Origin of the sequence: Microbacterium yannicii PS01, assembly GCF_000304335.1 — a bacterium.
GTDB lineage: Bacteria > Actinomycetota > Actinomycetes > Actinomycetales > Microbacteriaceae > Microbacterium > Microbacterium yannicii_A.
This window is the reverse complement of the sequence record NZ_CAJF01000003.1, coordinates 73,951-99,674: the sequence shown is the minus strand read 5'-3', so window position 1 is coordinate 99,674 and position 25,724 is coordinate 73,951. Positions and strand designations below refer to the sequence as shown.

The 25,724-nt window shown below is 69.9% G+C and carries 29 protein-coding genes; 14 read left to right on the top strand and 15 right to left on the bottom strand.

Annotated elements, in window-relative coordinates:
* Positions 1-34: 34 nt before the first annotated feature.
* Together WYM_RS02720 and WYM_RS20955 are read left to right on the top strand one after the other, a co-directional pair.
* Positions 35-559: a hypothetical protein gene (locus tag WYM_RS02720; protein WP_026059492.1), complete on the top strand. Its 525-nt coding sequence runs from the start codon at positions 35-37 to the stop codon at positions 557-559.
* A gap of 338 nt (positions 560-897) precedes the next feature.
* The gene (locus WYM_RS20955; RefSeq protein ID WP_019179289.1) at positions 898-1,377 is read left to right on the top strand and encodes a hypothetical protein; all 480 of its coding nucleotides are present in this window, start codon (positions 898-900) and stop codon (positions 1,375-1,377) included.
* An 80-nt stretch (positions 1,378-1,457) separates the two neighbouring features.
* Here WYM_RS20955 and WYM_RS19020 read toward each other — a convergent pair whose 3' ends face one another.
* Positions 1,458-1,910, bottom strand: a complete 453-nt coding sequence (locus WYM_RS19020; RefSeq protein ID WP_019179288.1) for a hypothetical protein — start codon at positions 1,908-1,910, stop codon at positions 1,458-1,460.
* Positions 1,911-2,034: 124 nt separating this feature from the next.
* On the bottom strand, positions 2,035-2,994 hold the full coding sequence (locus tag WYM_RS02705) for a COX15/CtaA family protein (protein WP_019179287.1): 960 nt from the start codon (positions 2,992-2,994) through the stop codon (positions 2,035-2,037).
* A 288-nt stretch (positions 2,995-3,282) separates the two neighbouring features.
* Here WYM_RS02705 and sufB point away from each other — a divergent pair, with 288 nt between their 5' ends.
* From sufB to WYM_RS02670, 7 genes are all read left to right on the top strand, one after another.
* Entirely contained in the window at positions 3,283-4,701 is a 1,419-nt protein-coding gene (gene sufB / locus WYM_RS02700) for a Fe-S cluster assembly protein SufB (RefSeq protein WP_026059490.1), read from the top strand.
* Positions 4,701-5,891, top strand: coding sequence for a Fe-S cluster assembly protein SufD (sufD, locus tag WYM_RS02695; protein WP_019179285.1), 1,191 nt, complete (start codon positions 4,701-4,703; stop codon positions 5,889-5,891). The genes sufB and sufD overlap by 1 nt, the downstream gene beginning before the upstream one ends.
* A complete protein-coding gene (locus WYM_RS02690; protein ID WP_019179284.1) occupies positions 5,888-6,217 on the top strand; it encodes a non-heme iron oxygenase ferredoxin subunit in 330 nt (109 codons plus the stop codon). Before sufD ends, WYM_RS02690 begins: the two co-directional genes overlap by 4 nt.
* 14 nt (positions 6,218-6,231) lie before the next feature.
* Positions 6,232-7,026, top strand: a complete 795-nt coding sequence (gene sufC, locus WYM_RS02685) for a Fe-S cluster assembly ATPase SufC (RefSeq protein ID WP_019179283.1) — start codon at positions 6,232-6,234, stop codon at positions 7,024-7,026.
* A gap of 9 nt (positions 7,027-7,035) precedes the next feature.
* Entirely contained in the window at positions 7,036-7,365 is a 330-nt protein-coding gene (locus WYM_RS02680; protein WP_019179282.1) for a metal-sulfur cluster assembly factor, read from the top strand.
* A 65-nt stretch (positions 7,366-7,430) separates the two neighbouring features.
* Entirely contained in the window at positions 7,431-8,615 is a 1,185-nt protein-coding gene (locus tag WYM_RS02675; RefSeq protein WP_019179281.1) for a MalY/PatB family protein, read from the top strand.
* A 70-nt stretch (positions 8,616-8,685) separates the two neighbouring features.
* The gene (locus tag WYM_RS02670; protein WP_019179280.1) at positions 8,686-10,092 is read left to right on the top strand and encodes an MFS transporter; all 1,407 of its coding nucleotides are present in this window, start codon (positions 8,686-8,688) and stop codon (positions 10,090-10,092) included.
* On the opposite strand, the gene WYM_RS02665 is transcribed toward WYM_RS02670, so the two are convergent.
* Genes WYM_RS02665 through WYM_RS02645 form a run of 5 tightly spaced genes read right to left on the bottom strand, consistent with a single transcriptional unit; the run spans position 10,055 to position 14,992 of the window.
* Positions 10,055-10,957 (bottom strand): siderophore-interacting protein, encoded by a 903-nt coding sequence (locus WYM_RS02665; RefSeq protein ID WP_019179279.1) that lies wholly within the window; start codon positions 10,955-10,957, stop codon positions 10,055-10,057. The two genes, WYM_RS02670 and WYM_RS02665, sit on opposite strands and share 38 nt — an antisense overlap.
* Positions 10,947-11,810 (bottom strand): ABC transporter ATP-binding protein, encoded by an 864-nt coding sequence (locus WYM_RS02660; RefSeq protein ID WP_019179278.1) that lies wholly within the window; start codon positions 11,808-11,810, stop codon positions 10,947-10,949. Before WYM_RS02660 ends, WYM_RS02665 begins: the two co-directional genes overlap by 11 nt.
* Complete coding sequence (locus WYM_RS02655; RefSeq protein ID WP_019179277.1) at positions 11,807-12,877, bottom strand: FecCD family ABC transporter permease; 1,071 nt, start codon at positions 12,875-12,877, stop codon at positions 11,807-11,809. Before WYM_RS02655 ends, WYM_RS02660 begins: the two co-directional genes overlap by 4 nt.
* Complete coding sequence (locus tag WYM_RS02650) at positions 12,874-13,920, bottom strand: iron ABC transporter permease (RefSeq protein WP_019179276.1); 1,047 nt, start codon at positions 13,918-13,920, stop codon at positions 12,874-12,876. The genes WYM_RS02655 and WYM_RS02650 overlap by 4 nt, the downstream gene beginning before the upstream one ends.
* A gap of 34 nt (positions 13,921-13,954) precedes the next feature.
* Positions 13,955-14,992, bottom strand: a complete 1,038-nt coding sequence (locus WYM_RS02645; protein WP_019179275.1) for an iron-siderophore ABC transporter substrate-binding protein — start codon at positions 14,990-14,992, stop codon at positions 13,955-13,957.
* 187 nt (positions 14,993-15,179) lie between these two features.
* Between WYM_RS02645 and WYM_RS02640 the strand changes: the two genes are divergently transcribed.
* Complete coding sequence (locus tag WYM_RS02640; protein WP_019179274.1) at positions 15,180-16,778, top strand: ABC-F family ATP-binding cassette domain-containing protein; 1,599 nt, start codon at positions 15,180-15,182, stop codon at positions 16,776-16,778.
* Between the two features lie 51 nt (positions 16,779-16,829).
* Here the strand turns inward: WYM_RS02640 and WYM_RS02635 are convergent, their stop codons facing one another.
* The 4 genes from WYM_RS02635 to WYM_RS22130 are packed head-to-tail and all read right to left on the bottom strand — an operon-like array spanning position 16,830 to position 18,643.
* The gene (locus WYM_RS02635) at positions 16,830-17,720 is read right to left on the bottom strand and encodes an SURF1 family protein (protein WP_019179273.1); all 891 of its coding nucleotides are present in this window, start codon (positions 17,718-17,720) and stop codon (positions 16,830-16,832) included.
* Entirely contained in the window at positions 17,717-17,947 is a 231-nt protein-coding gene (locus WYM_RS02630) for a hypothetical protein (RefSeq protein ID WP_019179272.1), read from the bottom strand. The genes WYM_RS02635 and WYM_RS02630 overlap by 4 nt, the downstream gene beginning before the upstream one ends.
* Entirely contained in the window at positions 17,944-18,339 is a 396-nt protein-coding gene (locus tag WYM_RS02625) for a DUF3099 domain-containing protein (protein WP_019179271.1), read from the bottom strand. The genes WYM_RS02630 and WYM_RS02625 overlap by 4 nt, the downstream gene beginning before the upstream one ends.
* Before the next feature lie 40 nt (positions 18,340-18,379).
* Complete coding sequence (locus WYM_RS22130) at positions 18,380-18,643, bottom strand: DUF4190 domain-containing protein (protein WP_019179270.1); 264 nt, start codon at positions 18,641-18,643, stop codon at positions 18,380-18,382.
* A 357-nt stretch (positions 18,644-19,000) separates the two neighbouring features.
* Here WYM_RS22130 and WYM_RS02615 point away from each other — a divergent pair, with 357 nt between their 5' ends.
* Positions 19,001-19,711: a beta-ketoacyl-ACP reductase gene (locus WYM_RS02615; RefSeq protein ID WP_019179269.1), complete on the top strand. Its 711-nt coding sequence runs from the start codon at positions 19,001-19,003 to the stop codon at positions 19,709-19,711.
* Between the two features lie 21 nt (positions 19,712-19,732).
* Here the strand turns inward: WYM_RS02615 and WYM_RS02610 are convergent, their stop codons facing one another.
* Genes WYM_RS02610 through WYM_RS02600 form a run of 3 tightly spaced genes read right to left on the bottom strand, consistent with a single transcriptional unit; the run spans position 19,733 to position 22,416 of the window.
* Positions 19,733-20,440 carry an alpha/beta fold hydrolase gene (locus WYM_RS02610; protein ID WP_019179268.1) on the bottom strand — a complete coding sequence of 236 codons (708 nt, stop codon included), beginning with the start codon at positions 20,438-20,440 and terminating at the stop codon, positions 19,733-19,735.
* Between the two features lie 45 nt (positions 20,441-20,485).
* Positions 20,486-21,127 carry a phosphoserine phosphatase SerB gene (serB, locus tag WYM_RS02605; protein ID WP_019179267.1) on the bottom strand — a complete coding sequence of 214 codons (642 nt, stop codon included), beginning with the start codon at positions 21,125-21,127 and terminating at the stop codon, positions 20,486-20,488.
* A 44-nt stretch (positions 21,128-21,171) separates the two neighbouring features.
* Positions 21,172-22,416: a glucose-1-phosphate adenylyltransferase gene (locus WYM_RS02600; protein WP_019179266.1), complete on the bottom strand. Its 1,245-nt coding sequence runs from the start codon at positions 22,414-22,416 to the stop codon at positions 21,172-21,174.
* A 77-nt stretch (positions 22,417-22,493) separates the two neighbouring features.
* On the opposite strand from WYM_RS02600, the gene glgA reads away from it, so the two are divergent.
* From glgA to WYM_RS02585, 3 genes are all read left to right on the top strand, one after another.
* On the top strand, positions 22,494-23,687 hold the full coding sequence (gene glgA / locus WYM_RS02595) for a glycogen synthase (protein WP_019179265.1): 1,194 nt from the start codon (positions 22,494-22,496) through the stop codon (positions 23,685-23,687).
* A gap of 9 nt (positions 23,688-23,696) precedes the next feature.
* Positions 23,697-24,497 (top strand): ABC transporter ATP-binding protein, encoded by an 801-nt coding sequence (locus tag WYM_RS02590; RefSeq protein ID WP_019179264.1) that lies wholly within the window; start codon positions 23,697-23,699, stop codon positions 24,495-24,497.
* 121 nt (positions 24,498-24,618) lie between these two features.
* Positions 24,619-24,876, top strand: coding sequence for a type B 50S ribosomal protein L31 (locus WYM_RS02585; RefSeq protein WP_019179263.1), 258 nt, complete (start codon positions 24,619-24,621; stop codon positions 24,874-24,876).
* 65 nt (positions 24,877-24,941) lie between these two features.
* Here WYM_RS02585 and WYM_RS02580 read toward each other — a convergent pair whose 3' ends face one another.
* Positions 24,942-25,724 (bottom strand): exonuclease domain-containing protein, encoded by a 783-nt coding sequence (locus tag WYM_RS02580; RefSeq protein ID WP_019179262.1) that lies wholly within the window; start codon positions 25,722-25,724, stop codon positions 24,942-24,944.

The following is a 25,724-nucleotide window of genomic DNA, read 5'->3' as shown; positions in this document are numbered from 1 at the left end:
CGGCCGCACTCCTCTCGGCGGATACCGTGGACGGGTGATTCGGCGTGTGGTGACCGCGGCAGCGGGCGTGGCGATGGCGGCATTCGTGTTGACCGGATGCCTCGGCACGAGCCCGGAGCCGACCCCCACGCCGACCGGCGTCTTCGCCAGCGAGGAGGAGGCGTTCGCCGCAGCGGAAGAGACGTACCGGGCGTACATTGACGCGGTGAACGCCCGGTGGGCGGACGGACGTTCCGAGCCGGACCCACAGTCCTTTCTTGTCGAGGACGCGCTAGAGCAAGACATCTTCTCCGCTAATGAGATGGATCAAGTCGGAATCACGGTGGTCGGTAGTTCGGTAGTGGGTGTAGTAAGCCAGGTCGCAGCTGATCCGGCGACAGGAGAGGTCGTGATCCGAGCCTGCCTTGACTCGAGCGCAACCAGGGTCGTGAACGAGGTTGGTGAGGACGTTACTCTTCCGGATCGCGATCCCACCGTGTTGGCAGAGGTACACCTCGAGAAGCTCGAGACCGAGTTGCGCATCCGTGAAATCATCGGAATCGCGAGTGACGCGTGCTGAAGACTCTCCTGACGTCACTAGTTGTCGTCGTCGTCTCGATGACGACGCCCGTGTCGTTTGCGACCGTCAAAGGCGGGGTGACTTGTAGCACTGCGGCCCAGATCACCGGCACTTGCCCTGCTCGATCAACGAACACCGGTGATCGCGTTGATGTGAGTATCTCGGACGCATATGCGGGTCGCGGTCACTCTTCGGAAGCGGGCGGTACCAACGGTGAACACGTCCCTCAGCCGTCGCTGCCCGTCGAGCCGACGAATGCGCGGCCATGCGATGCGCCCGGTGGCTGGTGCCTCCGGCCGGACCTTCCCGCCGAACCGACCGATCCCGGCCTTCCGGCCGTGACTCTCGCCGACCTGCAGTCGTTCCGTCCGGTCACGCCCGAGCTGACGGGGGAGCCGGCCGGATTCGGCGTGGTCGGGATGCCGACGAACTTCGTGGCGGCGGCATCCGAGCAGGAGATTCCCGGGGTGCTGCTCGGCTACCCCGTCACGGTGCGCTTCACCCCGACGGCTTTCGTCTTCTCCTACGGCGACGGCGCGTCGGCCCGCAGCGCGAGCGGGGGAGCGACCTGGGCGCAGGTGGGAACCGTGCAGTTCTCGCCGACCAGCACCGCGCACGTGTACGGCGAGCGCGGCACCTACCGTGCGTCGGTGGCGGTCGAGTATGCGGCCGCGGTCGATTTCGGCACCGGGTGGATTCACGTCGACGGGGTCGTGACCGCGGCGTCGGGCGCCTACCCGGTGGAGGTCGTCGAGGTGCGCACCGCTCTGGTCGACGGCACGTGCGCCGAGGACCCGGGCGGGCCCGGCTGCGGCTGAAGCCACCCCGCGACGCCGCGGACACCGTACACGCGACGAGACACCACGCGGACGCGTGGTGTCTCGTCGCGGGGGTGATGTCAGCGGGTGGGGACCGGCGCGTCGGCGTCCGTGTCGGCGTTCGCTGCCGCAGCGGGGACCGTCTCGACCGCCTCGGTGTAGCCCAAGCCGCGCTCGTAGCCGTGGCGGCCCGCATCGGCGATATCGCCGTCTTCGTCACCCGGGTCGGCGTCGATCGCCGGAACGGCCTCGGCCGCCTCGACGGCGGCCCGGGGCCGCAGGGTCGACAGCGCGGCGATCGTGAGGGCGAGCAGCACGCCGACGATGCCGGCACCGAGCACGATCGCACCGGCGACGGCCACGGACTGGCCGACGTAGACGTCGACGGTGGTCGCCGTACCCGCGGTGAGGGTCGTCGTCATCGCGCCCAGTCGGTCGCTCAAGATGTAGGCGCCGGCGGCGGCGGTCGCGAGGGAGACGATGAGCAGCACCCAGAACGGGATGCTGCGGACGAGACGGGGTCGGGTGGGCATAGGGGGATCACTCCTCTTCGCGCGGCCCGGGTGGCCGCGGCATCCCACCCTCGCAAGTCACCCCGTGCGGCAGCGATGCGATCCCTATGGATCGTCTGTGTGCGCCACCCGGACGGTCCTGACGTCAGGCGGCAGCCGCGACCGGCCTCTTGAGGTTCATGACGACCGCCGTCATCGCCGCGACCAGCATCACGGCCAGCACCATATGGATGTTCACGAGCCAGATGGGAAGGCCGGCGCGCGCCTGCCACAGGCCGACCCCGGTCTGCGCGATCTCGACCGCCAGGAGGAGCCCGGTCCACAGGCGCAGCCGGAGCGTCGGGGGAGTGCGCGAGGCGCCGACGACGAGGACGAGCGTGAGCGCGAGGGTGATGTAGGCCGGCCACGAGTGGACGTGCTGCATGAACTCGGGATTGAGGCCGTTGCGTGCCGCGCCGCCGTCGCCGGCGTGCGGGCCAGATCCGGTCACGAGAATCCCGACGATCACGGTGACGAGGACGAGGAAGCTGGTCGCGTGCGTCGTCGCGGCGTACCAGCGCGGCACCGCGAGGCTCCGCGGACCCGGCACGGCGTACACGCGCGCGACCAGCACGGCCGCGAGGGCGACGAGGACGACGGAAGCGAAGTAGTGCAGACCGACGACGTACGGATTGAGGTTCGTCAGCACGGTGATGCCGCCGATGATCGCCTGCAGCGGAACGTACAGGCCGATCGCGAGGCTCAGCCAGAACAGGTCGCGGCGCGCGTGCCTCATGCGCACCACGAAGAGGAACGTCACGATCGCCACCACCACCAGCACGAAGGTCAGGAGGCGGTTGCCGAATTCGATGACGCCGTGGATGCCCATCTCGTCGGTGGGCACCAGTGAGCCCGCCGTGCACTGCGGCCACGTGGGGCAGCCGAGCCCGGAGCCGGTGAGGCGCACCAGACCGCCGGTGCCGACGATCCCGATTTGCACGACGAGGGTCGCCCAGGCAGCGATGACGACACGACGGTCGACGCGGTCGGGCAGCCAGGTCCACATGCGCTGCCACACGCCGCGCGCTGGTGCCTCGGTCGATCGGGTCGCCTGGTCCGTGGACATGCTGGTCGTCGCCTCCTGGGCTGCTCCACTCGGTCGCGCGCGGTTGCGTCGCGGCCTCCGCCGACAGGACACAACGCGTCCGGGGCAGGGTGGAGCCTGTAGAATCGAGGGGTCGGTCGCGCGCGCACCCAGCCATGTGGATGGTGCGCAGCGCACCACTGACAGTCTAGGCGCGATGGCCGGCGCCACTGAGAGGGCCCAGGAAGCGGCATCCTCCTCCGGTATCTCCACCAGAGGAGCGGGATGCCGGGGCGGATGACACCGCAGGGACCGGAGGAGAACGAGACGATGTCTGATGTGCTGATCGATCGCCCAGAGCTGGATGGCCTGGGCACCTACGAGTTCGGGTGGCACGACACCGATGCCGCCGGCGCTGTCGCGCAGCGCGGGATCAACGAGAAGGTCGTGGCCGGAATCTCGGCGCTCAAGAACGAACCCGAATGGATGCTGAAGACCCGCCTCAAGGGCTATCAGCTGTTCGGCCGCAAGCCCATGCCCACGTGGGGCGCCGATCTCAGCGAGATCGACTTCGACAACATCAAGTACTTCGTGCGCTCGACCGAGAAGCAGGCCGGCTCGTGGGAGGAGCTCCCCGAGGAGATCCGCAGCACGTACGAGAAGCTCGGCATCCCGGAGGCGGAGCGCCAGCGCCTCGTGGCGGGAGTCGCCGCCCAGTACGAGTCCGAGGTGGTCTACCACCAGATCAACGAGCAGCTCGAGGCGCAGGGTGTCATCTTCATGGACACCGACACCGCGCTGCGCGAGCACCCCGAGTTCTTCGAGGAGTACTTCGGCACCGTGATCCCCGCCGGCGACAACAAGTTCGCCGCGCTGAACACGGCGGTCTGGTCGGGCGGCTCGTTCGTCTACGTGCCCCCGGGCGTCCACGTCGAGATCCCGCTGCAGGCCTACTTCCGGATCAACACCGAGAACATGGGCCAGTTCGAGCGGACGCTCATCATCGCCGACGAGGGCTCGTACGTGCACTACATCGAGGGCTGCACCGCCCCGATCTACAAGAGCGACTCGCTGCACTCGGCCGTGGTGGAGATCATCGTCAAGAAGAACGCGCGCGTTCGGTACACGACGATCCAGAACTGGTCGAACAACGTCTACAACCTGGTCACCAAGCGCGCCGTCGCCCACGAGGGCGCGACGATGGAGTGGATCGACGGCAACATCGGCTCGAAGGTCACGATGAAGTACCCGTCGATCTTCCTGATGGGCGAGCACGCCAAGGGCGAGACCCTGTCCGTGGCGTTCGCCGGCCCCGGCCAGCACCAGGATGCCGGCGCCAAGATGATCCACATGGCGCCGTACACCCAGTCGTCGATCGTCTCGAAGTCGATCGCACGCGGCGGTGGACGCGCCGGCTACCGCGGCGAGGTCCGCGTGGACGCCAATGCGCACCACTCGGCGAACACCGTCCGCTGTGACGCGCTGCTGGTCGACACGATCTCGCGCTCGGACACCTATCCCGCGATCGACATCCGCGTGGACGACGTGCAGCTCGGCCATGAGGCGACCGTGTCGAAGGTCAGCGAGGAGCAGCTGTTCTACCTCATGAGCCGTGGACTTCCGGAGGACGAGGCCATGGCGATGATCGTGCGCGGCTTCATCGAGCCGATCGCCCGAGAGCTGCCCATGGAGTACGCGCTCGAACTCAACAAGCTCATCGAGATGGGCATGGAAGGATCCGTCGGCTAGTGAGCTCCGCTACTCAGGCCCCCGCCACCATTCCCGGCGCGAAGGGCCACACCGACGGTGCGGGCGCCTTCGTGCCCGTGCAGACCCGCGACGAACGACACCGTTCCTTCGATCCCTCCACCTTCGAGGTCCCCACCGGGCGCGAGGTCAACTGGAAGCACACGCCCGTCGCGCGTCTGACCCGGCTCTTCACCGACGCTGCCGGCGACGAAGGAGCCGTGTCGCTCACGGTGAGCGGCCCCGTCGCGGCCACCGGACTGGCGATCGGCGCCGCGCCGCGCGGCGAGGTCTTCCAGCCGGAGGATCGTCCCGCGGCTCTCGCCTGGAGCCGGTCGACGCAGGCGCTGCACATCCTGGTGCCGGTGGAGGCCGAGTACGACGAGCCGATCGTGATCGAGGCCGTCGGCGGCGGCGCCGACCTTCTCGCCCACGCCCACATCGTGGTCGAGGCATCCCGCCACAGCCGCTCCACCGTCGTGCTGCGTCACGTGGGATCCGCCCAGCTCGCGCAGAACGTCGAGATCATCGTGCGCGAGGGCGCCCAGCTCGAGCTCGTCACCGTGCAGCGCTGGGACGACGACGCGGTGCACACGGCGTCGCACCAGGCTCGCGTCGAGCGCGACGGCAACCTGCGCCACATCGTCGTCAGCTTCGGCGGCGGGGTCGTCCGCGTGAACCCGAGCGTCGAGCTCGCCGGCACCGGCTCGAGCGCCGACCTCTTCGGCCTCAGCTACTCCGACGCCGGCCAGCACCTCGAGAGCCAGGTGTACCTGCACCACAAGGGCGCTGAGACCCGCGGCGACGTCCTGTACAAGGGCGCTCTGCAGGGCGAGGGCGCGCGCAGCGTGTGGATCGGCGACGTCCTCATCGGACCGGACGCCGTGGCCACCGACTCGTACGAGGCGAACCGCAACCTGGTGCTGACCGAGGGTGCCCGCGCCGACTCGATCCCCAACCTCGAGATCGAGACCGGCGATATCCGCGGTGCGGGCCACGCCAGCGCCACCGGCCGGTTCGACGACGAGCAGCTGTTCTATCTGCAGGCTCGCGGCATCCCCGAGGACGAGGCGCGGCGCCTGGTCGTGCTGGGCTTCCTCGCCGAGATCGTCCAGAAGATCAACGTCCCCGACCTCGAGGCGGAGCTGTTCGCCGCCATCGAGGAGGAGCTCGCCCGGGAGGTCGCCCGATGACCGCTCAGCGCGCGTGCGCCCTCAGCGAGCTCGTTCAGGACGAGGCCCGCCGCGTCGAGATCGACGGCGTCGCGATGGCCGTCGTGCTCGACGGCAACGGCGACGTGCACGCGATCGGCGACACCTGCACCCACGGCGACATCTCGCTCGCCGAGGGCTTCGTCGACGGCGACACGCTGGAGTGCTGGGCCCACGGCTCGGCGTTCTCGCTGCGCACCGGCAAGCCCCTCAACCTCCCCGCGTACGAGCCGGTCCCGGTGTTCGCGGTCACGATCGACGGCGACGATGTGCTCATCGACCCGACCGTCAAGCTCGAAGCGAACTGAAGAAGGTATTGAAGATGTCTGTCCTCGAGATCCGCGACCTCCACGTGACGGTCGAGACGGATGCCGGCACCACGCCCATCCTCAACGGTGTGACCCTCACGATCCGCACCGGTGAGACCCACGCCATCATGGGCCCCAACGGCTCCGGCAAGTCCACGCTGGCGTACACGATCGCCGGTCACCCCAAGTACAACGTCACCAGCGGGTCGATCTCGCTCGACGGCGAGGACGTCCTGGCGATGTCGGTCGACGAGCGCGCGCGTGCCGGCCTGTTCCTCGCGATGCAGTACCCCGTCGAGATCCCCGGCGTGACCGTCACCAACTTCCTGCGTACGGCGAAAACGGCCATCGAGGGCGAGGCGCCCTCGATCCGCACCTGGACCAAGGACGTCAAGTCCTCGATGAAGGCCCTGCGGATGGACCCGAAGTTCGCTCAGCGCAACGTCAACGAGGGCTTCTCCGGCGGCGAGAAGAAGCGGCACGAGATCCTCCAGCTCGAGCTGCTCAAGCCGCAGATCGCAGTGCTCGACGAGACCGACTCGGGTCTCGACGTCGACGCACTCAAGATCGTGTCGGAGGGTGTCAACCGCGCCAAGTCAGACAACGACCTCGGCGTCCTCCTGATCACCCACTACACGCGCATCCTCCGCTACATCCACCCCGACTTCGTGCACGTGATCGTGGGCGGCCGCATCGTGGAGGAGGGCGGACCGGAGCTCGCCGATCGCCTGGAGGATGAGGGCTACGACCGCTATCTGCCGGCCGGCGAGGAGGAGCCCGCCGAGGCTCCCGTCGCCACCGAAGCGTAGGATCGTTACATGACCGCAACCCTCACGCCCGAGAAGTACGACGAGGTCACCGAGGCTCTCAAGGACGTCATGGACCCCGAGCTGGGGATCAACGTCGTCGACCTCGGCCTCATCTACGACCTCGCGTGGGACGACGAGAACGACGCGCTGGTCATCCACATGACGCTGACGTCGGCGGGGTGCCCGCTGACCGACGTGCTCGAGGAGCAGACCGCGCAGGCGCTGGACGAGGTCGTCGACCGGTTCCGCATCAACTGGGTGTGGATGCCGCCGTGGGGCCCCGAGCGCATCACGGACGACGGGCGCGACATGATGCGGGCGCTGGGCTTCGCGATCTGAGGCGCTGCGCTTCACACAATGACGCACAGCGGGAGCCTGCGGGCGGCCCTGGATAGGGTCGAAAGGTGAGCGTCGCCCCCCTTCAGACACTGCCGATCGACCAGCTGCGCCAGAGGTCCAGCACCAAGTGGCGGCGCTATCCGGATGACGTGCTGCCGCTGTTCGTCGCCGAGACCGATTTCGCGCCGGCGCCGGCCATCACCGCCGCGCTGCACCGCGCGGTGGAGCTCGGCGACACCGGCTACACGCCGCCCGATGCCGGCATCGCGGCCGCGTACGCCGGTTTCGCGCAGCGCCGCTTCGGCTGGCAGGTCGACCCCGCGCGGGTGCGCACGACGTGCGATGTGATGATGGGCGTCGTCGAGATCCTGCGGCATGTCACCGAGCCCGGCGACCGCGTCATCGTGACGCCGCCGGTGTACCCGCCGTTCTACGAGTGCATTCCCGAGGCCGGTGCCGCGGTCGAGCGAGTGCCCCTCCTCGACACGGGCACCGCGTGGGAGCTGGATCTGCTCGGCATCGAGGCGGCCTTCGCGGCGGGTGCGCGCGCCATCCTGCTCTGCAACCCGCACAATCCGACCGGGACGGTGCACACGCGGGAGAGCCTCGCCGCCCTCGCCGACATCGCGGCCGGTTTCGGCGCCGTCGTCATCAGCGATGAGATCCACGCACCGCTGACCGCACCCACGGCTCCCGACGGCCTCGGCGCAGCCGGTGCGCGGTTCACGCCGTTCCTCGATGCCTCGCCGGTCGCCGCGCGCGTCGGATACACGGTGGCCAGCGCCAGCAAGGCGTTCAACCTCGCGGGGCTCAAATGCGCCCTGATGGTCACGGCTGACGACGCCACCAGCTCGGTGCTGCGCGCGCTGCCCGACGAGGTGGAGTGGCGTACCGGCCTGTTCGGCGCGATCGCCGCCGTCGCCGCGTTCTCGCCCGAGAGCGATGAGTGGCTCGACGCCCAGCTCGTCGCGCTCCATGAGAACCGTGCGCTGCTGGCCGACCTGCTCGCCGAGCACGTCCCGGCCGCGCGTTACCGGATTCCGGATGCCGGATTCCTCGCGTGGGTGGACCTGTCCGACCTCGGCTGGGGCGACAACCCGGCCGTCAAGATCCTGCGCGACGCCAGAGTCGCGCTGCACCTCGGCCCGCTCTTCGGCGCTGAGGGCGCCGGGCACGTCCGCATCAACTTCGGCTGCTCGCCCGAGCTGCTGCGCGAGGCCGTCGAGCGCATCGGCGCGCTCGCGCGCTAGCGGCGTCTCGGCCGGGAGGAAACGGAAAGCGGTCGCGCTCCGTGCATTCGGCGGCCGTTAGCCTGGAGGGATGACCTCGACGGCGCCGGATCGCACTGATTCCGTCGGCATCTGGCAGTCGCGATACGTCTGGGTGACGGTGGGCGCGGTCGCGCTCATCTTCCTGGCGGCGATGCAGTCCCTCGCGGTGACCACCGTGATGCCCGTCGTGAGCGCCGATCTCGACGGCGACCGGCTCTATGCCGTCGCGTTCGCAGGAACCCTGGCCACAAGCGTCATCGGAATGGTGGCCGTGGGCTCGTGGTGCGACCGCGGGGGTGTGCTCGCCCCGCTGACGACCGCGGTCGTGCTGTTCGTCATCGGCCTGCTCGTCGCGGGGCTCGCGCCGACGATGCCGCTCCTGGTCGTCGGCCGCCTCGTGCAGGGGCTGGGGACCGGCGGCCAGACGGTCGCGCTGTACGTGGTGGTCGCGCGGGTGTACCCGGCCGCGCTGCACGGGCGAGTGTTCGCCGCCTTCTCGGCTGCCTGGGTCGTGCCCTCGCTCATCGGTCCTTTCCTCGCCGGCGCTGTCACCGAGTTCCTGCACTGGCGGTGGGTGTTCCTCGGGGTCGCCGGCCTCACGGTCATCGCGTTCGCGCTCGTGGTGGCGCGACTGCACGGCCAGCCGCTGAGGACCGATACGCCGGCCACCGACCGCGTCTGGCCGCGCCTGCTGTGCGCGATCGCGGTGGCGGTCGGTGCGCTGGGGCTGAGCCTTGCCGGCGAGATCGGTGCGTGGTCGTGGGCGGCGGTCGCGGCATCCGTCGTCGTCATCGCCCTCGCATCCCGGCCGCTGCTGCCCCGCGGCACGCTCGTGGCCGCCCGCGGTCTTCCGAGCGTGGTGCTGATGCGTGGGCTGATCGCCGGAGCGCTGTTCGGCGCCGAGATCTACGTGCCGTACCTTCTGATCGACGACTACGGCTTCTCCCCGACCTGGGCAGGGCTCGGCCTGACCGCCGCGGCGCTCGCGTGGGCCGCGGCCGCCGACGTGCAGGGGCGCTTCGGCGACAGGCTCGGCAATGCGCGCATCACCCTCATCGGCACCGCGCTGCTGGTGACCTCGCTCGTGATCGCCGCGCTGACCGCGATCTGGCAGCTGCATCCCGCCGTGCTCATCGGTGGCTGGTCGCTCGCAGGCGCCGGCATGGGGCTGATGTATCCCCGTCTGACCGTGCTCACGCTGGCGTACTCCACACCGCAGAACCAGGGGTTCAACTCGTCCGCGCTGTCGATCTCGGATTCCGTCGGCGCTGCGTCGGCGATCGCCGTGCTCGGGCTCGTGTTCACCGCGCTGGCGGGAACGGATGCCGGATTCCCGGCCGTGTTCGCCATCGCCGGGCTGCTCGCCCTCGCGGCGCTCGTCCCCGGCCTGCGGATGAGCAGGCCGGGTGAGCCCGGCGTCAGTTCTCTGCGCGACCGACCCGCCAGTACCCCATGAAGGCAACGGCGCGGCGGTCGACGCCCCGCTCGGCCACGAGGTGCCGGCGCAGGGACTTGATCGCGCCCGCCTCGCCCGCGAGCCACGCGTAGAGGCGCGCGCTCTTGAGCGCAGCGCCGCCCTTGGCCGTCCGCGGCACCTCCCACAGGATGTCGTGGTCGATGTCGACCTCTTCGACGTCGGCTCCGCGGCCGGCAGGGGCCAGTGCAGCGGCGGCCTCGGTGACCGACGCGATGAGGTGGGAGTGCCGACCGGCGGCATCGCGAGCGCCGACCCGGTACTCGAAGCCCGGGTGGTGGGGCAGGTACGCGATGTCGTCCGCGTGCGGCACCTCGAGGGCCACGACACCGGTGGCCTCTGCCGGCAGCTGCTCGAGGATCGCGGCGATCGCCGGAGCGGCCGTCTCGTCGCCGGCGAGGAGGATGCTGTCGACCCGGGCGGGCGGCACGAAGTCGATCCCGTAGCTGACGCCGGTGTGCGCCGTCGTCGGCGCGAAGATCAGCACCTCGTCGCCGATCGCGGCGCGCGCGATCCAGTCGGATGCCGGGCCGAGCACGTCGTGCGAGACCATGTCGACGTCCACCTCGTTCACGTCGTTGCGGACGTAGCGCGTGGTGTAGGTGCGGAAGGGCGGCCGCTCGGCCTCGGGCAGAGCGCGCCAGGCCGTGTACCAGTCGTCGCCGGTCGGCATGGCGGCCAGCGGCACTGCCCGTGTCGGGAAGACGATCTTGATCCGCTGGTCGAAGCCGGGATCGCCGTAGTGCGCGAGATCGTCGCCGGCGAACGTGAACCGGCGGAAGCTGGGCGTGAGGTCCGTGATCGCCGTCACGCGCACACGGAAGAAGCGGTTGGTGTCAGCGGCCATCGGCGAACTCTGATCCTGTCGTTGTGGTCACGGTCGCCATCCGGGCCCCTCCGGGCGAGACATGGTGGCGGCCGCGGGGAAGGACGATGGGGGATCCCGACACCGGGTCGGGGACGACGAGCGCGTCGAGGTCGAACACCTCGCGGATCAGCTCGCTCGTCATGACCTCGTTCGGCGCGCCGCTCGCGACGATCCGGCCCGTCCGGAGCGCGAAGAGGTGGTCGGCGTATCGCGCCGCCAGATTCATGTCGTGCAGGACCATGACGATGGTCGTGCCGCGATCCCGGTTGAGGTCTGTGAGCAGGTCGAGCACCTCGACCTGGTGCGCGACGTCGAGGAAGGTCGTCGGCTCGTCGAGGAGCAGGATGTCGGTCTCCTGCGCGAGTGCCATCGCGATCCACACCCGCTGACGCTGACCGCCCGACAGCTCGTCGACGGGCCTCTCTGCGAGGTCGTCGGTGCCGGTGACGGCGAGGGACTGAGCGACCACCTCGTAGTCGCGGGCGCTCCAGCGGGCGAGGAGCTTCTGGTGGGGATGGCGTCCTCGGCCCACGAGGTCGGCGACGGCGATGCCCTCCGGAGCGATCGGACTCTGCGGCAGCAGGCCGAGGGTGCGGGCGATCTCCTTCGACGGACGGGCGTGCAGCGCCTTGCCGTCGAGCACCACCTGGCCTGCGTTGGGGGAGATGAGACGCGCGAGGGCGCGCAGCAGGGTCGACTTGCCGCAGCCGTTCGCGCCCACGATCGCCGTGATCTTCCCGGGCGGGACCTGCAGCTGGAGATCGTCGACGATGACGCGGTCGCCGTAGGCGAGGGTCAGCGCGTCGGCGGTGAGGCTGTGGGATGCGGTCATAGCGAGCCTCCGGAGCGGTTCGTCCTGATGAGGAGGTAGATGAGGTACGGGGCGCCGAGCACACCCGTGACCACGCCCACGGGGTAGCGGCTGTCGAATGCGAACTGGCCGAGGAGGTCGGCCACCAGCACGAGAAGGGCCCCCACGAGCCCGGAGGGGACCAGGAGCGAGGATCCGGGTCCGACGATGCGCGCGGCGATCGGGCCGGCCATGAACGCGACGAAGGCGATCGGACCGGTCGCAGCGGTGGCGAACGCCAGCAGCGCGACGGCGGCCACGATCGCGGTGACCCGGGTGGCGCTCAGCCGCACGCCGAGGCTCGCCGCCGCATCGTCGCCGATGCGCATGACATCCAGGCCGCGTCCCTGCGAGAGCAGGAGCGGGATCAGCACGATGCTCGCCAGCGCGAGGGGCAGGGTGAGGGACCAGGTCGCGCCGTTGAGGCTTCCCGCCAGCCAGCGCATGGCGGCCTGCAGATCCCACACCGCGGCGTCCGAGAGGATGTAGGTCACGGCGGCGTCGAGCATGGCGGCGACGCCGATTCCGATGAGGATCAGCCGGGTGCCGGCGAAGCCGCCCTTGTTGGAGAGCAGATAGATCGCCACGGCGGTCAGGAGGGCACCCGCGACGGCCATGAGCGAGACGAGCGTCTCACTCAGCGACAGCGTCACGATGCCGAAGACGGCCGCCGCGCTCGCGCCCGAGGTGATCCCGATGATGTCGGGAGAGGCGAGCGGATTGCGCAGCATGGTCTGGAAGGTGACGCCGGCGATCCCGAAGGCGAACCCGGCCAGGACCGCGAGCGAGGCGCGCGGCAGCCGAAGCTCGCCGACGGTGAACGACGCCCCGGGCACGGTCTCGCCGAGCACCACCCGGATCACCTCGTCGAGCCCGTAGAACGACTTGCCCACCATCAGCGACGCCACGAAGACGACGACGATCATCGCGGCGAGGAGGGCGGTGACGAGCCACCGGCGCCTGCCGCGCCGCTTGCGCCCGGCCACGACGGCGGCGATGCGCACATCGGCCGGCAGGGAGCGGGCGGCTTCGAGAGTCGGCGTGCTCACAGCTCCCGCACCTTCTGACGACGCACGATCCAGATGAAGAACGGCGCCCCGACGAGGGCCGTGATGATCCCCACTTCGATCTCGGACGGCCGGGCGATGACGCGGCCGATGATATCGGCCATGACCAGCAGCGCAGCCCCGACCACCGCGGAGAACGGCAGCAGCCACCGGTGGTCGGTTCCCACCAGAAGACGGCACATGTGCGGGACGATCAGCCCGACGAAGGCGATCGGCCCGGCGATGGCCGTTGCCGCACCGGCGAGGATGACGGCCCCGGCGAAGGCGACGAGCCGCGTGCGGAACACATGCTCGCCGAGTCCCGCGGCGACGTCGTCGCCGAGGGCGAGCGAGTTCATACCTCTCGCGCAGAGCAGGCAGACGAGCGCCCCGATGGCCAGCACCGGAGCGACCACGGTGATCCGATCCCAGGTCGCACCGCCCACACCGCCGATCTGCCAGAACCGGAAGGACTCGGCGATGTCGACGCGGGGAAGCAGGATCGCGCTGACGAGCGACATGAAGGCGGCGGTGGACGCCGCGCCGGCGAGCGCGAGCTTGAGAGGGGTGGCGCCACCGCGTCCCAACGATCCGACGCCGTAGACGAAGACCGCGGCACCTGCAGCGCCGGCGACGGCGACCGCGATGAACGCGTACGGGGTGGACATGCCGAAGAAGGCGATGCCGATGACGACCGCGAGGGCCGCCCCGCCCGAGATCCCGAGGATGCCGGGGTCCGCCAGTGGGTTGCGCGTGACCGCCTGCATCGCGGTTCCCGCCATCGCGAGCGAGGCTCCGACGAGGAGTGCCAGCACGGTGCGCGGCAGCCGCGCGACCACCGCGGCCTGCGAGACGTCGTCGGTGCCGCCCGCGAGCCCGGCGAGCACGTCCTCAAGAGCCACGTCACGCGCGCCGAAGGCGACGGACGCCACGCACAGTGCCGCAAGCACGGCCAGCCCGACGCCGAACCATGCCAGACGCACCACCGCCGGACGCCGCAGGGCTGCGGCGTCCGGCAGGGGCGTCTGCGTCTGCAGGAGGGTCAACGGTTCCGACCTCGTGACGGGGGAGTGGGGGTGATCAGTTCAGGGCGTCGGCGAGGACGGCGAAGTACTCGTCCACACCCCAGCCGATCGACAGCGGCGACGGGTTCGCCGAGGCGGCGAGGGGAGTGGACTCCTCGAGGATCGCGATGCGGCCCTCGGCGATCGCGGGGATCTGCGACAGCAGCGGGTCGGCCTGCAGCTGCGAGATGATCGAGCCGCTCGCGTCCCCGTACGTCACGAAGACATCGACATCGGCGAAGCGGTCGGCCTCTTCGGCGCTGAGCTCGGCGTAGAACGACTCGTTCCCCTCCGACTCCTCGACCACGACGGCCGGCTCGGGCAGTCCGAGGCTGGTGAGGAATCCGGGACGGGTGTCGAGGCTCGTGTAGAAGCCGATCTTGCTGAAGTCGGACGGGTCGATGTACGAGAAGAGCACCGTCGCGTCGGCGAGGGCGGGCTGCGCGGCGAGCGCCTCGTCGACCTCGGCCTGCAGGTCTTCGATCAGCGTCTCGCCCTCCTCGGCGAGCCCGAGCGCCTGCGAGTTCAGGCGGATCATGTCTTCGTACGAGGTGCCCCAGGCGAGGTCGGGGTACGCCACGACGGGCGCGATCTTCGAGAGCGTGTCGTACTCCTCCTCCGTGAGGCCGGAGTACGCGGCGAGGATGACGTCGGGCTGCGTGTCGGCGACGGCCTCGAAGTCGATGCCATCGGTCTCGTCGAAGAGCACCGGAGCCTCGCCGCCCAGCTCCTCGAGCTTCTCCTCGACCCACGGGAGGACGCCGTCGCCGTCGTCGTCACCCCAGGTGACCTCGGCCATCCCGACCGGCACGATACCCAGCGCGATCGGCACCTCCTGGTTCGACCACGACACCGTCGCGACGCGCTCCGGCTTGGACTCGATCGTCGTCTCGCCGAACGCGTGCTCGATGGTGACAGGGAAGCCGCCTTCGCTGCCGGAGGCCGGTGCGCCGCCCGCGGCGTCGTCCGCTGCGCCGGCGCTCGAGCAGCCGGCGAGGGCGAGGGCGGAGATGGCGACCAGGGCGGTCGTGGCGGCGGTTCGGGTACGAGGCACGGTGATCTCCGGAGAAGAAGGGGAGGAAGTAAGGACAGGCTTACATTACCTGCGAGACGGAGGCGGGTCGAATCGGCCCTGCCACATGGCGAAACGCGCGGCGGCTCGTTCGGTTCGTCCGCCGCCTATACTGGGAGGCTGGCCGTTCGGCCACTCACCCTCCCCTCGACGGAACGGACGATTCGCTGTGCTCGCCGTGCACGACCTCGAGATCCGCGTAGGCGCCCGCGTGCTCATGTCGGACGTCTCCTTCCGCGTGTCCGACGGTGACAAGATCGGACTGGTCGGCCGCAACGGGGCGGGCAAGACGACGCTGACCAAGGTGCTCGCCGGCGACCTTCTTCCCTCCGAGGGTCGTGTCGATCGCTCCGGGGAGCTCGGCTACCTGCCGCAGGACCCGCGATCCGGTGACCCCGAGATGCTGGCGCGCACCCGCATCCTCGACGCGCGAGGACTCGGAACCCTCGCGCTCGGCATGCACGAGGCATCCCTGGCCATGGCCAGCGATGACGCGGATGCCGCAGCTCGCGCCATGCGGAAGTACGGGAATCTCACCGAGCGCTTCGAGGCGCAGGGCGGCTACGCCGCCGAGGCCGAGGCCGCCTCGATCGCGCACAACCTGTCGCTGCCGGACCGCATCCTCGATCAGCCGCTGAAGACGCTCTCGGGCGGGCAGCGGCGTCGCATCGAGCTGGCGCGGATCCTCTTCTCGGACGCGGCGACGATGATCCTCGATGAGCCGACCAACCACCTCGATGCCGACAGCGTGGTGTGGCTGCGTGAGTTCCTGAAGGGCTACAAGGGCGGCCTCATCGTCATCAGCCACGATGTCGAGCTGGTCGGCGAGACGGTGAACCGCGTGTTCTACCTGGACGCGAACCGACAGATCATCGACGTCTACAACATGAACTGGAAGAACTACCTGCGTCAGCGGGTGGCCGACGAGGAGCGCCGCAAGAAGGAGCGCGTCAACGTCGAGAAGAAGGCGACCGCGCTGCAGCTGCAGGCGGCGCGCTTCGGCGCCAAGGCGTCCAAGGCCGCCGCCGCGCACCAGATGGTCGCGCGGGCCGAGAAGATGCTCTCGGGGCTCGACGAGGTGCGCCAGGAGGAGCGGGTCGCGAAGCTCCGCTTCCCGAAGCCGGCGCCGTGCGGGAAGACGCCGCTCATGGCCTCCGGCCTGTCGAAGTCGTATGGTTCCCTGGAGATCTTCACCGACGTCGATCTCGCCATCGACCGCGGCTCGAAGGTCGTCATCCTCGGGTTGAACGGCGCCGGCAAGACGACGCTGCTGCGCATCCTGGCCGGAGTCGACCAGCCCGACACCGGTCAGTTGGAGCCAGGCCACGGGCTGAAGATCGGGTACTACGCGCAGGAGCACGAGAACCTCGACGTGAGCCGTTCCGTGCTCGACAACATGATGTCGGCGGCACCCGACATCACCGCGACAGAGGCGCGGAAGGTGCTCGGCTCGTTCCTGTTCACGGGCGACGACGTGCTGAAGCCGGCCTGTGTCCTCTCGGGGGGCGAGAAGACGCGGCTGTCGCTGGCGACGCTCGTCGTCTCGAGTGCCAACATGCTGCTGCTCGACGAGCCGACCAACAACCTCGATCCCGCGTCGCGCGAAGAGATCCTCGGTGCCTTGGCCCACTACGAAGGGGCCGTCGTGCTCGTCTCGCACGACGAAGGGGCGGTCGAGGCGCTCAATCCCGAGCGCGTGCTCATCCTGCCCGACGGCGTCGAAGACATCTGGGGCCGGGACTACGCCGACCTGATCAGCCTCGCGTGATCGACCCGACCTGATCCGCTTCGCGTCCGGTCGTCGCGGCCCGGGTCCTGCTCAGCGCGCCGCGTCGAGGATCGCGTCCTCGTCGTCGGCGTCGCGATCGCGTCTGCGACGGGATGCCGCGACGGACGGCGTGGACGCATCGAGCGGGTCCTCGACGCTGTCATCCTCGGCATCTTCCCGCCGGTGACGGCGTTCGGTGCGGATCACGTAGCCGATGAAGACGAAGCCCATGACGGCGAAGAGGATCCACTGGATGGCGTACGACAGATGCGGGCCAGGATCCTCGGAGGGTGCTTCCAGGGCGTTCGGCGCCGACCCGGGCGCCGGGTCTTCCGAGACCAGCACGCCGTACGCGCTGACCTCCATCGCATCGCCGGCGGCGGGGGACACGGTCTTCGCGACGAGCGGGAGGTGGATCGTCGGCACCTGACCGTCCGGCGCCGACCGGCCCGAGCCGGGCAGCGGTTCGCCGGGGCGCAGCCGCACGATGACCGTCACCTCGCCGGAAGGAGGTGCCGGAACGGCGTCCGGGTCGGGCTGGTCCCGACCCGGCGGAACCCACCCGCGATCGACGAGGATCACGCGGCCGTCCTCGAGACGGAACGGCACGAGCACCTCGAACGCGGACGTGCCGCCGTGCGGGCGGTTCCGTGCCAGCAGCTGATCGTCGTCGAGATATTCGCCGATCAGCTCGACCGGACGCCACTCGTCCGAGCCGTCGAGCTCGCCACCCGCCGGGATCAGCTCTGACAGGGGGACGGGGGGCGCGTCGTAGTTCTGCTCGACCAGCTCGAGCTGCGCACTGCGGTCCTCGTTCCGGGAGAACTGCCAGTTCGACAGGAACGCGCAGGCGATCGCGAAGACGACGGCCAGACCGATGTAGATCGCCCAGCGCCCGGCGCGTGGCACGTCCTGCATGCTCACGGCGCGCCGCGCGCTCATCGCGGCGCCTCGGTGCCGGCGAGCGCTGCCACCACGACAGGGAAGTCGCGCGCGGCCAGGAAGTCGCGCAGATAGTCGCGATGCTCGTCGCACGCGACCCACGTCTTCGTGCGGTCCGAGCTGTGGATCCGCGGATTGCGCCAGTCGATGCGCCACCGCGCGTCGGCGCGGCAGCCTGCGCGCGAGCAGGTCGCGTCGGCGGCCGGCTCGGATGGGGCGTGGCTCATGTGGTGCGGTCCGGCTGATCGGGGGAGGGAGGAGGCGTTCGGCTCTCGACCGGTCGCGATTCCTCGATGCGGATGACGCGCGCCTGCGGCTCCGGCGGTGCGGCGGTGGTCGCTCTGGGCGCGGCGGGCAGAGCGCGCTCGGGGTCTTCGCGGCGATTGCTGCGCGCCTCTTCGCCGACATTCGCCGAGACGACGGCGAGGTAGGGCAGCAGGATCGCCGCCGCTCCCAGCACCCAGGTGTACCACCCGTACGGGGTGATGACGACCATGAGGATGAAGCAGAGGATGCGGATCCCCATCATCACGAGATACCGCGCCGAGCGCGCACCCGCCTCGTCACGAGGTGCCCGGGGCAGCGACGTGGCGGAAGGGGCGCGGTTCGAGCTCTTCACGGTCCTTCCAGCGTACGCCGGTCGGGCCGTGCCGTCTCCGTCAGGAGCTGTAGGTGTACCCCGAGCTCTGGCTCGCGGCCCACGCGATGAACGAGAACAGGGCGATGGCACCGATGATCCAGAAGGCCAGGCCAACGTAGCCGACGATCGTCCCGGCGAGCGCCATGCCGCGCCCGTTCTCACCGTTGGTCTTGAGCTGGTTCAGGGAGATGTGGCCCGTGATGACGGCGCCGATCGAGCCGATGATCGGCAGGATGCCGATGAATCCGACGATCGAGGCGATGAGCGAGACGATCGCGAGCACGTTCGTCTTGGGCTGTGCGCCGTAGCCGTAGGCCGGTGCGGCGCCGTAGGGAGCGCCGTACCCCGGCGCCTGACCGTAGGCCTGTCCCGGCGCACCCTGGGCGGGAGCGCCGTAGGCCGGCGGGTAGGAACCCTGTGCCGGGGAGGGTACGCGCCCTGCGCCGGCGGGGGCGGATACGCGCCGGGAGCAGGCTGCGGGGGTCGGCCGGGCTCGGGGGTGGTGTCGCTCACGGGGCGCCTTTCGTCGAAGTCCTGCCCCCAGAGTTTCAGCGGACGTCGCGCAGTGTCAATCTGAGCCGTCCCGCGCGCGGGGCGCCGGTAGGCTGGGGCGGATCCGTCACTTCCCGGGGAGCCTCAAATGTCCAGCGATCGCGTCGTCCTCGTCACCGGCGGAAACCGCGGCATCGGCCGCGCCATTGCGGAGCGCTTCGTGGCGCAGGGGTACCGCGTCGCCGTCACCGCCCGGTCTGGAGAAGGCCCCGAGGGCACGCTCACCGTGCGAGCCGACGTGACGGATGCCGCGTCGGTGGACGCCGCATTCTCGCAGGTCGAGAAGGAGCTGGGTCCGGTCGAGATCGTCGTCGCCAACGCCGGCATCACGAAGGACACGCTCCTGCTGCGGATGACCGAGGACGACTTCGACAGCGTCGTGGCGACCAATCTCGGCGGCGCCTTCCGTGTCGTCAAGCGCGCGTCGAAGGGCCTGCTGCGTGCCCGATGGGGTCGCGTCATCCTCATCTCCAGCGTCGTCGGCCTCTACGGCTCCGCAGGACAGATCAACTACTCCGCCTCCAAGAGCGCGCTGGTCGGCTTCGCGCGGTCGCTCACGCGCGAGCTCGGGGCGCGCGGGATCACCGCGAACGTCGTCGCGCCGGGCTTCATCGAGACCGACATGACCGCCGAGCTCGCCGAAGAGACGCAGGCGGAGTACAAGAAGAGCATTCCCGCCGGGCGCTTCGCCACGGCGGACGAGGTCGCCGGAGTCGTGGCCTGGCTCGCCTCGGACGACGCCGCGTACATCTCAGGCGCCGTCATCCCGGTCGACGGCGGCCTGGGCATGGGGCACTGAGCGGAAGCGAAGACTCGCGGCTCAGCCGATCGCCTGAAGGATCGCCTCGGCCACGGCGCCCGGCTTCGAGAACTGCGGCCAGTGGCCGGTGGCCTCGTCCGGCCCGTTCAGGACGATGATGTCGAGATTCTCGATGGCGGCGAGCTCGGCCGCCCACGCGGGAGCCTTCGCGATGTACTCCCGGATGTCGTCCGCCGGCACCGTGCTGGTGATGATGGTGGCGGGCACGGCCCGCCGCCGCTCGTCGGTGAGCCGCAGCGGGTCGGTGGGGACTCGCTCGGGCACCGACATCGCCCGGGCGGCGGCATCCGCTCTCGTCTGCGGGTCGAGGTCGGCGATCTCGGCCTCTTCGAACGAGTCCCATCCCGGGAACGGGATGACTCCGTCGACCACGGGGAACTCCCAGATCGAGCCGCCGTCGGTGGGAGGGATGGTGTCGAGGAACACGACGCGCGTCACGCGCTCGGGCCGAGCATCGGCGGCGCCGTACGCGACGTTGCCGCCACCCGAGTGACCGACGACGGCGACGGGGCCGTCGAGAGCGTCGATCTCGTCGACGACGGCGGCGACCCAGTCGGCGATTCCGATGCGGCTCGAATCGGCCGCGGGAGCGCCGACCCCTGGCATCGTGAGCGGATGAGTGCGGTGACCCGCCGCTTCGAGAGCAGGCGTGACCTCGCCCCACGTCGACGCGTCCAGCCACAGACCGGGAATGAGGATGATGTGCATGCCCCGACGGTACTCCGCGTCTCCGACATGCGCGTCGCGCCGGACTCAGGGGAGGAGCGGGATGATCTCGCTCAGATCGACCGGGCCCACGACGACGTCGGCCTGGGCGCGGACCGCGGGCTTGGCGTTGAACGCCACGCCCAGGCCGGCCGCCGCCATCATCAGGAGGTCGTTCGCGCCGTCCCCGATCGCGATGGTGCGGCTCAGCGCGACGCCGCGCTCGGCGGCCCACTCGCCCAGAGCCTGCGCCTTGCCCGCGGCGTCGACGATGTCTCCGTCCACGAGGCCGCTCAGCGCCTCGTCCGCCGTGGCCAGGCGGTTCGCGCGCCACACGTCGACGCCGAGCCGGGGGGCGATCGTGTCGAGGATCTCGTGGAACCCGCCCGACACCACGCCCACTGCTCCGCCGCGGTCGTGGACGGCGTCGATCAGCTCGTGCACGCCGGGCGTCGGCTCGATCCGTGCGAGGACCCGGGCGAAAGCCGTCACCGGCACCCCGGCAAGCACCTCGACGCGGGACCGCAGACTCGTGGCGAAGTCGACCTCGCCGCGCATCGCCGCCTCGGTCGCCGCGGCGACCTCGGGGCCGCGGCCCGCCTCGTCAGCGATGAGCTCGATGACCTCGTTGCGGATCAGCGTGGAGTCGGCGTCGAGCACGACGAGGAAGCGGACGGGCGCGGCGGGCATCCCTCCACGCTAGCGGGAGCGCCGGGCGGTCCCCGCCGGTCCGGTCATCGTTCGACGCGGATGCCCTTGCCCACCACGGTGATTCCCGTGTCGGTGACCGTGAAGCCCCGCGCGAGGTCTCGTTCGCGGTCGACGCCCACCGTCGCGCCCTCCTCGAGCACGACGTTCTTGTCGAGGATCGCGCGGTGGATGCGGGCACCTGCGCCCACGTGCACGTGGTCGAAGAGCACCGAGTCGGTGATCGTCGACCCGCCGCCGGCGAGCGTCCACGGCCCCACCACGCTGCGCTCGAGATGTGTGCCCGACAGCACCGAGCCGAGCGAGACGATCGAGTCGATCGCGTTGCCGATGCGTCCCACCGAGTCGCGCACGAACTTGGCGGGCGGCGAGTTGACGGCCTGCGAGTGGATCGGCCAGTCCATGTTGTACAGATTGAAGATCGGCAGGGTCGAGATCAGGTCGCGGTGCGCGTCGTAGAACGAGTCGATCGTTCCGACGTCGCGCCAGTAGTACCGGTCGCGGTCCGTCGAGCCGGGGACGTCGTTGCGGTTCATGTCGTAGACCCCGGCCTCGCCGCGGCCGACGAAGTACGGCACGATGTCGCCGCCCATATCGTGGTTCGACGTCGGCAGCTCGCCGTCGGCCTCGACGGCCTCGATGAGCGCGTTGGCGTCGAAGATGTAGTTGCCCATCGACGCGAGGACCTGATCCGGCGCATCCGCCAGACCTGTCGCGTCGAGAGGCTTCTCGAGGAACTCGTTGATCTTGACAGGGTCGTCCTTGTCGACGTCGATGACGCCGAACTGGTTCGAGAGCGAGATGGGCTGGCGGATGCCGGCGACCGTTGCCCGCGCGCCGGACTCGATGTGAGCTGCCAGCATCTGCCGGAAGTCCATCCGGTACACGTGATCGGCACCGATCACCACCACGATGTCGGGCTGCTCGTCATTGATGAGGTTGAGGCTCTGCAGGATGGCGTCGGCCGATCCCGAGAACCACCGCTTGCCCAGGCGCTGCTGCGCGGGAACCGATGTGACGTACGAGTCCAGCAGCGCCGACATCCGCCAGGTCTGGGAGATGTGGCGATCGAGGCTGTGCGACTTGTACTGCGTGAGCACCACGATCTGGCGAAGCCCCGAGTTGATCAGGTTGGAGATCGCGAAGTCGATGAGCCGGTACTGCCCTCCGAACGGCACCGCGGGCTTGGCGCGATCCGCGGTCAGGGGCATCAGCCGCTTGCCCTCCCCGCCGGCGAGGATGATTCCGAAGACCTTGGGCGCTGCTGGCATGGGACCACCCTAGGGCGCCGATGTGCGACCGGGGTAGCGGGTTTGCCAGGTGCGCCGCGTGTACTAGGTTTCGTGCCATGCGCGTCGACATCGTCACGAAGGAGTACCCGCCCGAGGTCTACGGGGGTGCGGGGGTCCACGCCGCCGAGCTGGTCAAGGCGCTTCGCACGCTCGTCGACGTCCGCGTGCGGGCGTTCGGCGCCGACCGTGACGAACCCGGAACGACGGCCTACGGCGTCCCGGCCGAGCTGACGGCGGCCAACGCCGCCGTCCAGACGCTCGGGACCGACCTCGAGATCGTCTCGGATGTCGCCGGCGCCGACGTGGTGCACAGCCACACCTGGTACGCGAATTTCGCCGGCCATCTCGCGTCGCTCCTGCACGGCATCCCTCACATCGTCACCGCGCACAGCCTCGAGCCGCTGCGTCCGTGGAAGGCCGAGCAGCTCGGCGGCGGCTATGCCGTCTCGAGCTGGATCGAGAAGAGCGCGTACGAGAGCGCCGCGGCGGTCGTGGCGGTGAGCGAAGGGATGCGGGCCGACATCCTCCGCAGCTATCCGGCGCTGGACCCCGCACGCGTGCGCGTGATCTACAACGGCATCGACGTCTCGGCATGGCATCCCGTCGAAGACCCGGAGCTCCTCTCCGGGCTCGGCATCGATCCCGCGAGGCCGTCCGTCGTCTTCGTCGGCCGCATCACCCGACAGAAGGGCCTGCCCTACTTCCTGCGCGCCGCCGAGCGGCTGCCCGCCGACGTCCAGGTGATCCTGTGCGCGGGCGCACCCGACACGCCGCAGATCATGGCCGAGGTGCAGGAGCTCGTCCGTGGCCTGCAGCAGTCGCGCGAGGGTGTCGTGTGGCTCGACCGGATGCTCTCGCGGCACGAGCTCTGCACGATCCTGAGCGCCGCCACCACCTTCGTGTGCCCCTCGGTCTACGAGCCGCTTGGCATCGTGAACCTGGAGGCGATGGCGTGCGGGGCGGCCGTGGTGGGAACCGCGACAGGCGGCATCCCCGAGGTCGTCGTCGACGGGGTGACCGGTCGCCTGGTGCCCATCGAGCAGGTGCAGGACGGCACCGGCACGCCGACCGACCCGGAGCGCTATGTCGCCGACCTGGCGCGGATCCTCACCGAGGTGGTGAGCGATCCAGAGCAGGCCCGTGCCTACGGCGCGGCAGGTCGGGAACGGGCGGCGAACGACTTCAGCTGGCAGCGCATCGCCGAGCAGACGGCGTCGCTGTACGACGAGGTCGCCACGGCCGCCCGATAGGCTAGCGGCATGCCCCAGGTGCTCGAATTCTCCGACGTCGTCGTCCGCCGAAACGCCCGGAACATCGTCGATCACCTGAACTGGACCGTGCGCGACGACGAGCGCTGGGTCATCCTCGGACCCAACGGCGCGGGCAAGACGACCGTGCTGCAGATGGCCGACACGATGCTCCACCCGACGTCGGGAACCGTGACCATCCTGGCCGAGCGGCTGGGCCGTACCGACGTGTTCGAGCTGCGCCCGCGCATCGGCTTCGCCTCCTCGGCGATGGCTCGGCGCGTGCCGCCCGAGGAGACCGTGCTCAATGTCGTCCTGACCGCCGCGTACTCCGTGCTCGGCCGCTGGCGCGAGGACTATGAGGACATCGACGAGCGCCGCGCCCTCCGGGTGCTCGCGGAGTGGAAGCTCGACCACCTCGCCGATCGCACCTTCGGGACGCTGAGCGACGGCGAGCAGAAGCGCGTCCAGATCGCGCGCGCGGTGATGACCGACCCCGAGCTCCTCCTTCTCGACGAGCCCACCGCGAGCCTCGACCTGGGGGCCAGGGAAGAGCTTCTCGCGCTGCTCGGCGGCTACGCCCAGGCGCCGACCACGCCCGCGATGATCATGGTCACGCATCACGTCGAGGAGATCCCGGTCGGCTTCACCCACGTGCTGCTGCTGCGGGAGGGTCAGGCCGTGGCCGCCGGGCCGATCCGCGAGACGCTCACGCCCGAGGCCCTCACCGACTCCTTCGGGGTGCCCATCCGGCTCTCGGAGGAGGACGGCCGCTACGCCGCGCGCGCTGCGAGCGCCGTCGCGGGTTCCTGAGCCCGCGGAGGGCCGATTCTCCGAGACCGCTTCGGCCTGGTAGAATCGACCCTTGGTGCGCTCGCACCGCAGACTTTGACCGCACTGGCAAAATCCAGCGCACCACCTTCAAAGGACCACCATGCAGACTGACATCCACCCCGACTACCGTGCGGTCGTCTTCCGCGACCTCGGCTCGGGCGACACGTTCCTCACCCGCTCGACGGTGACCAGCGACAAGACGATCGAGCTCGACGGCGTCGAGTACCCCGTCATCGACGTCGAGATCTCGTCGGCCTCGCACCCGTTCTACACGGGCAAGCAGCGCATCATGGACTCGGCCGGCCGCGTCGAGAAGTTCAACCAGCGCTTCAAGAACTTCGGCGGCGCTTCCAAGTAAGCCCCGCTGTCGAAGACCCCGCCGTCCGGCGGGGTCTTCGTCGTTTCGCGACGGAGTGGTCCGCCTCAGCGGATCGGCCAGCGGCCGTCGACGCGGTCGTCGGGATCGAGCCGTCCGATCTGGATGAAGTACTCGGTCAGGCTCGCGGCCTGCGCGCGCGCCCAGGCGATCTGCCGGGTGTGAAGCTCGTGGGCGGTGCCCGGAAGCCAGGGCGCGAACCGTTCCGCCAGCGCCTGCGCCACACGGCCCGCAGCGGCGGCGTCGGCCGCCGCCTCGTGCGCGCCGTCGAGCCTGACCGCATAGTGGGCGGCGACGACCTGCAGTGTGCGCTTGCCGCGGCGCCACCGGTCGTACGCCTTGTCGACGACGAGGGGGTCGATGACCGGGAACGGATCGACGATCGGCTCGAGACCGTGGCGCACCGCCTCGGACTTGAGGAGGGAGAAGTCGAACGGGGCGTTGTACGCGACGACGGGGATGCCGGCATGCAGCAGCGCGCGCACCGCCTCGACGACCTCGGCCACGACATCCCGGGATCGACGACCCTCGGCGCGGGCGCGCGCCGTGGTGATCCCGTGGATCGCACTGGCGCCCTCCGGGATGTCGACACCGGGATCGGCGAGCCAGTCGCGCGCGCTGATGACGCGGCCCGCGGCATCCAGCAGCCCGACGTGAGCCGTCACGATGCGGTCGGAGGTCACGTCGATTCCGGTGGTCTCGAGATCGAAGACGCCGATCACTCGCGTCCACTCGGGGGCGTCCTTCGCCGACGGGCTCAGGAACGGATCGTCGCGATGATCAGCCCGGATCCGTCTCATGCCGCTCACGGTATGTGGGGCGTCCGACAT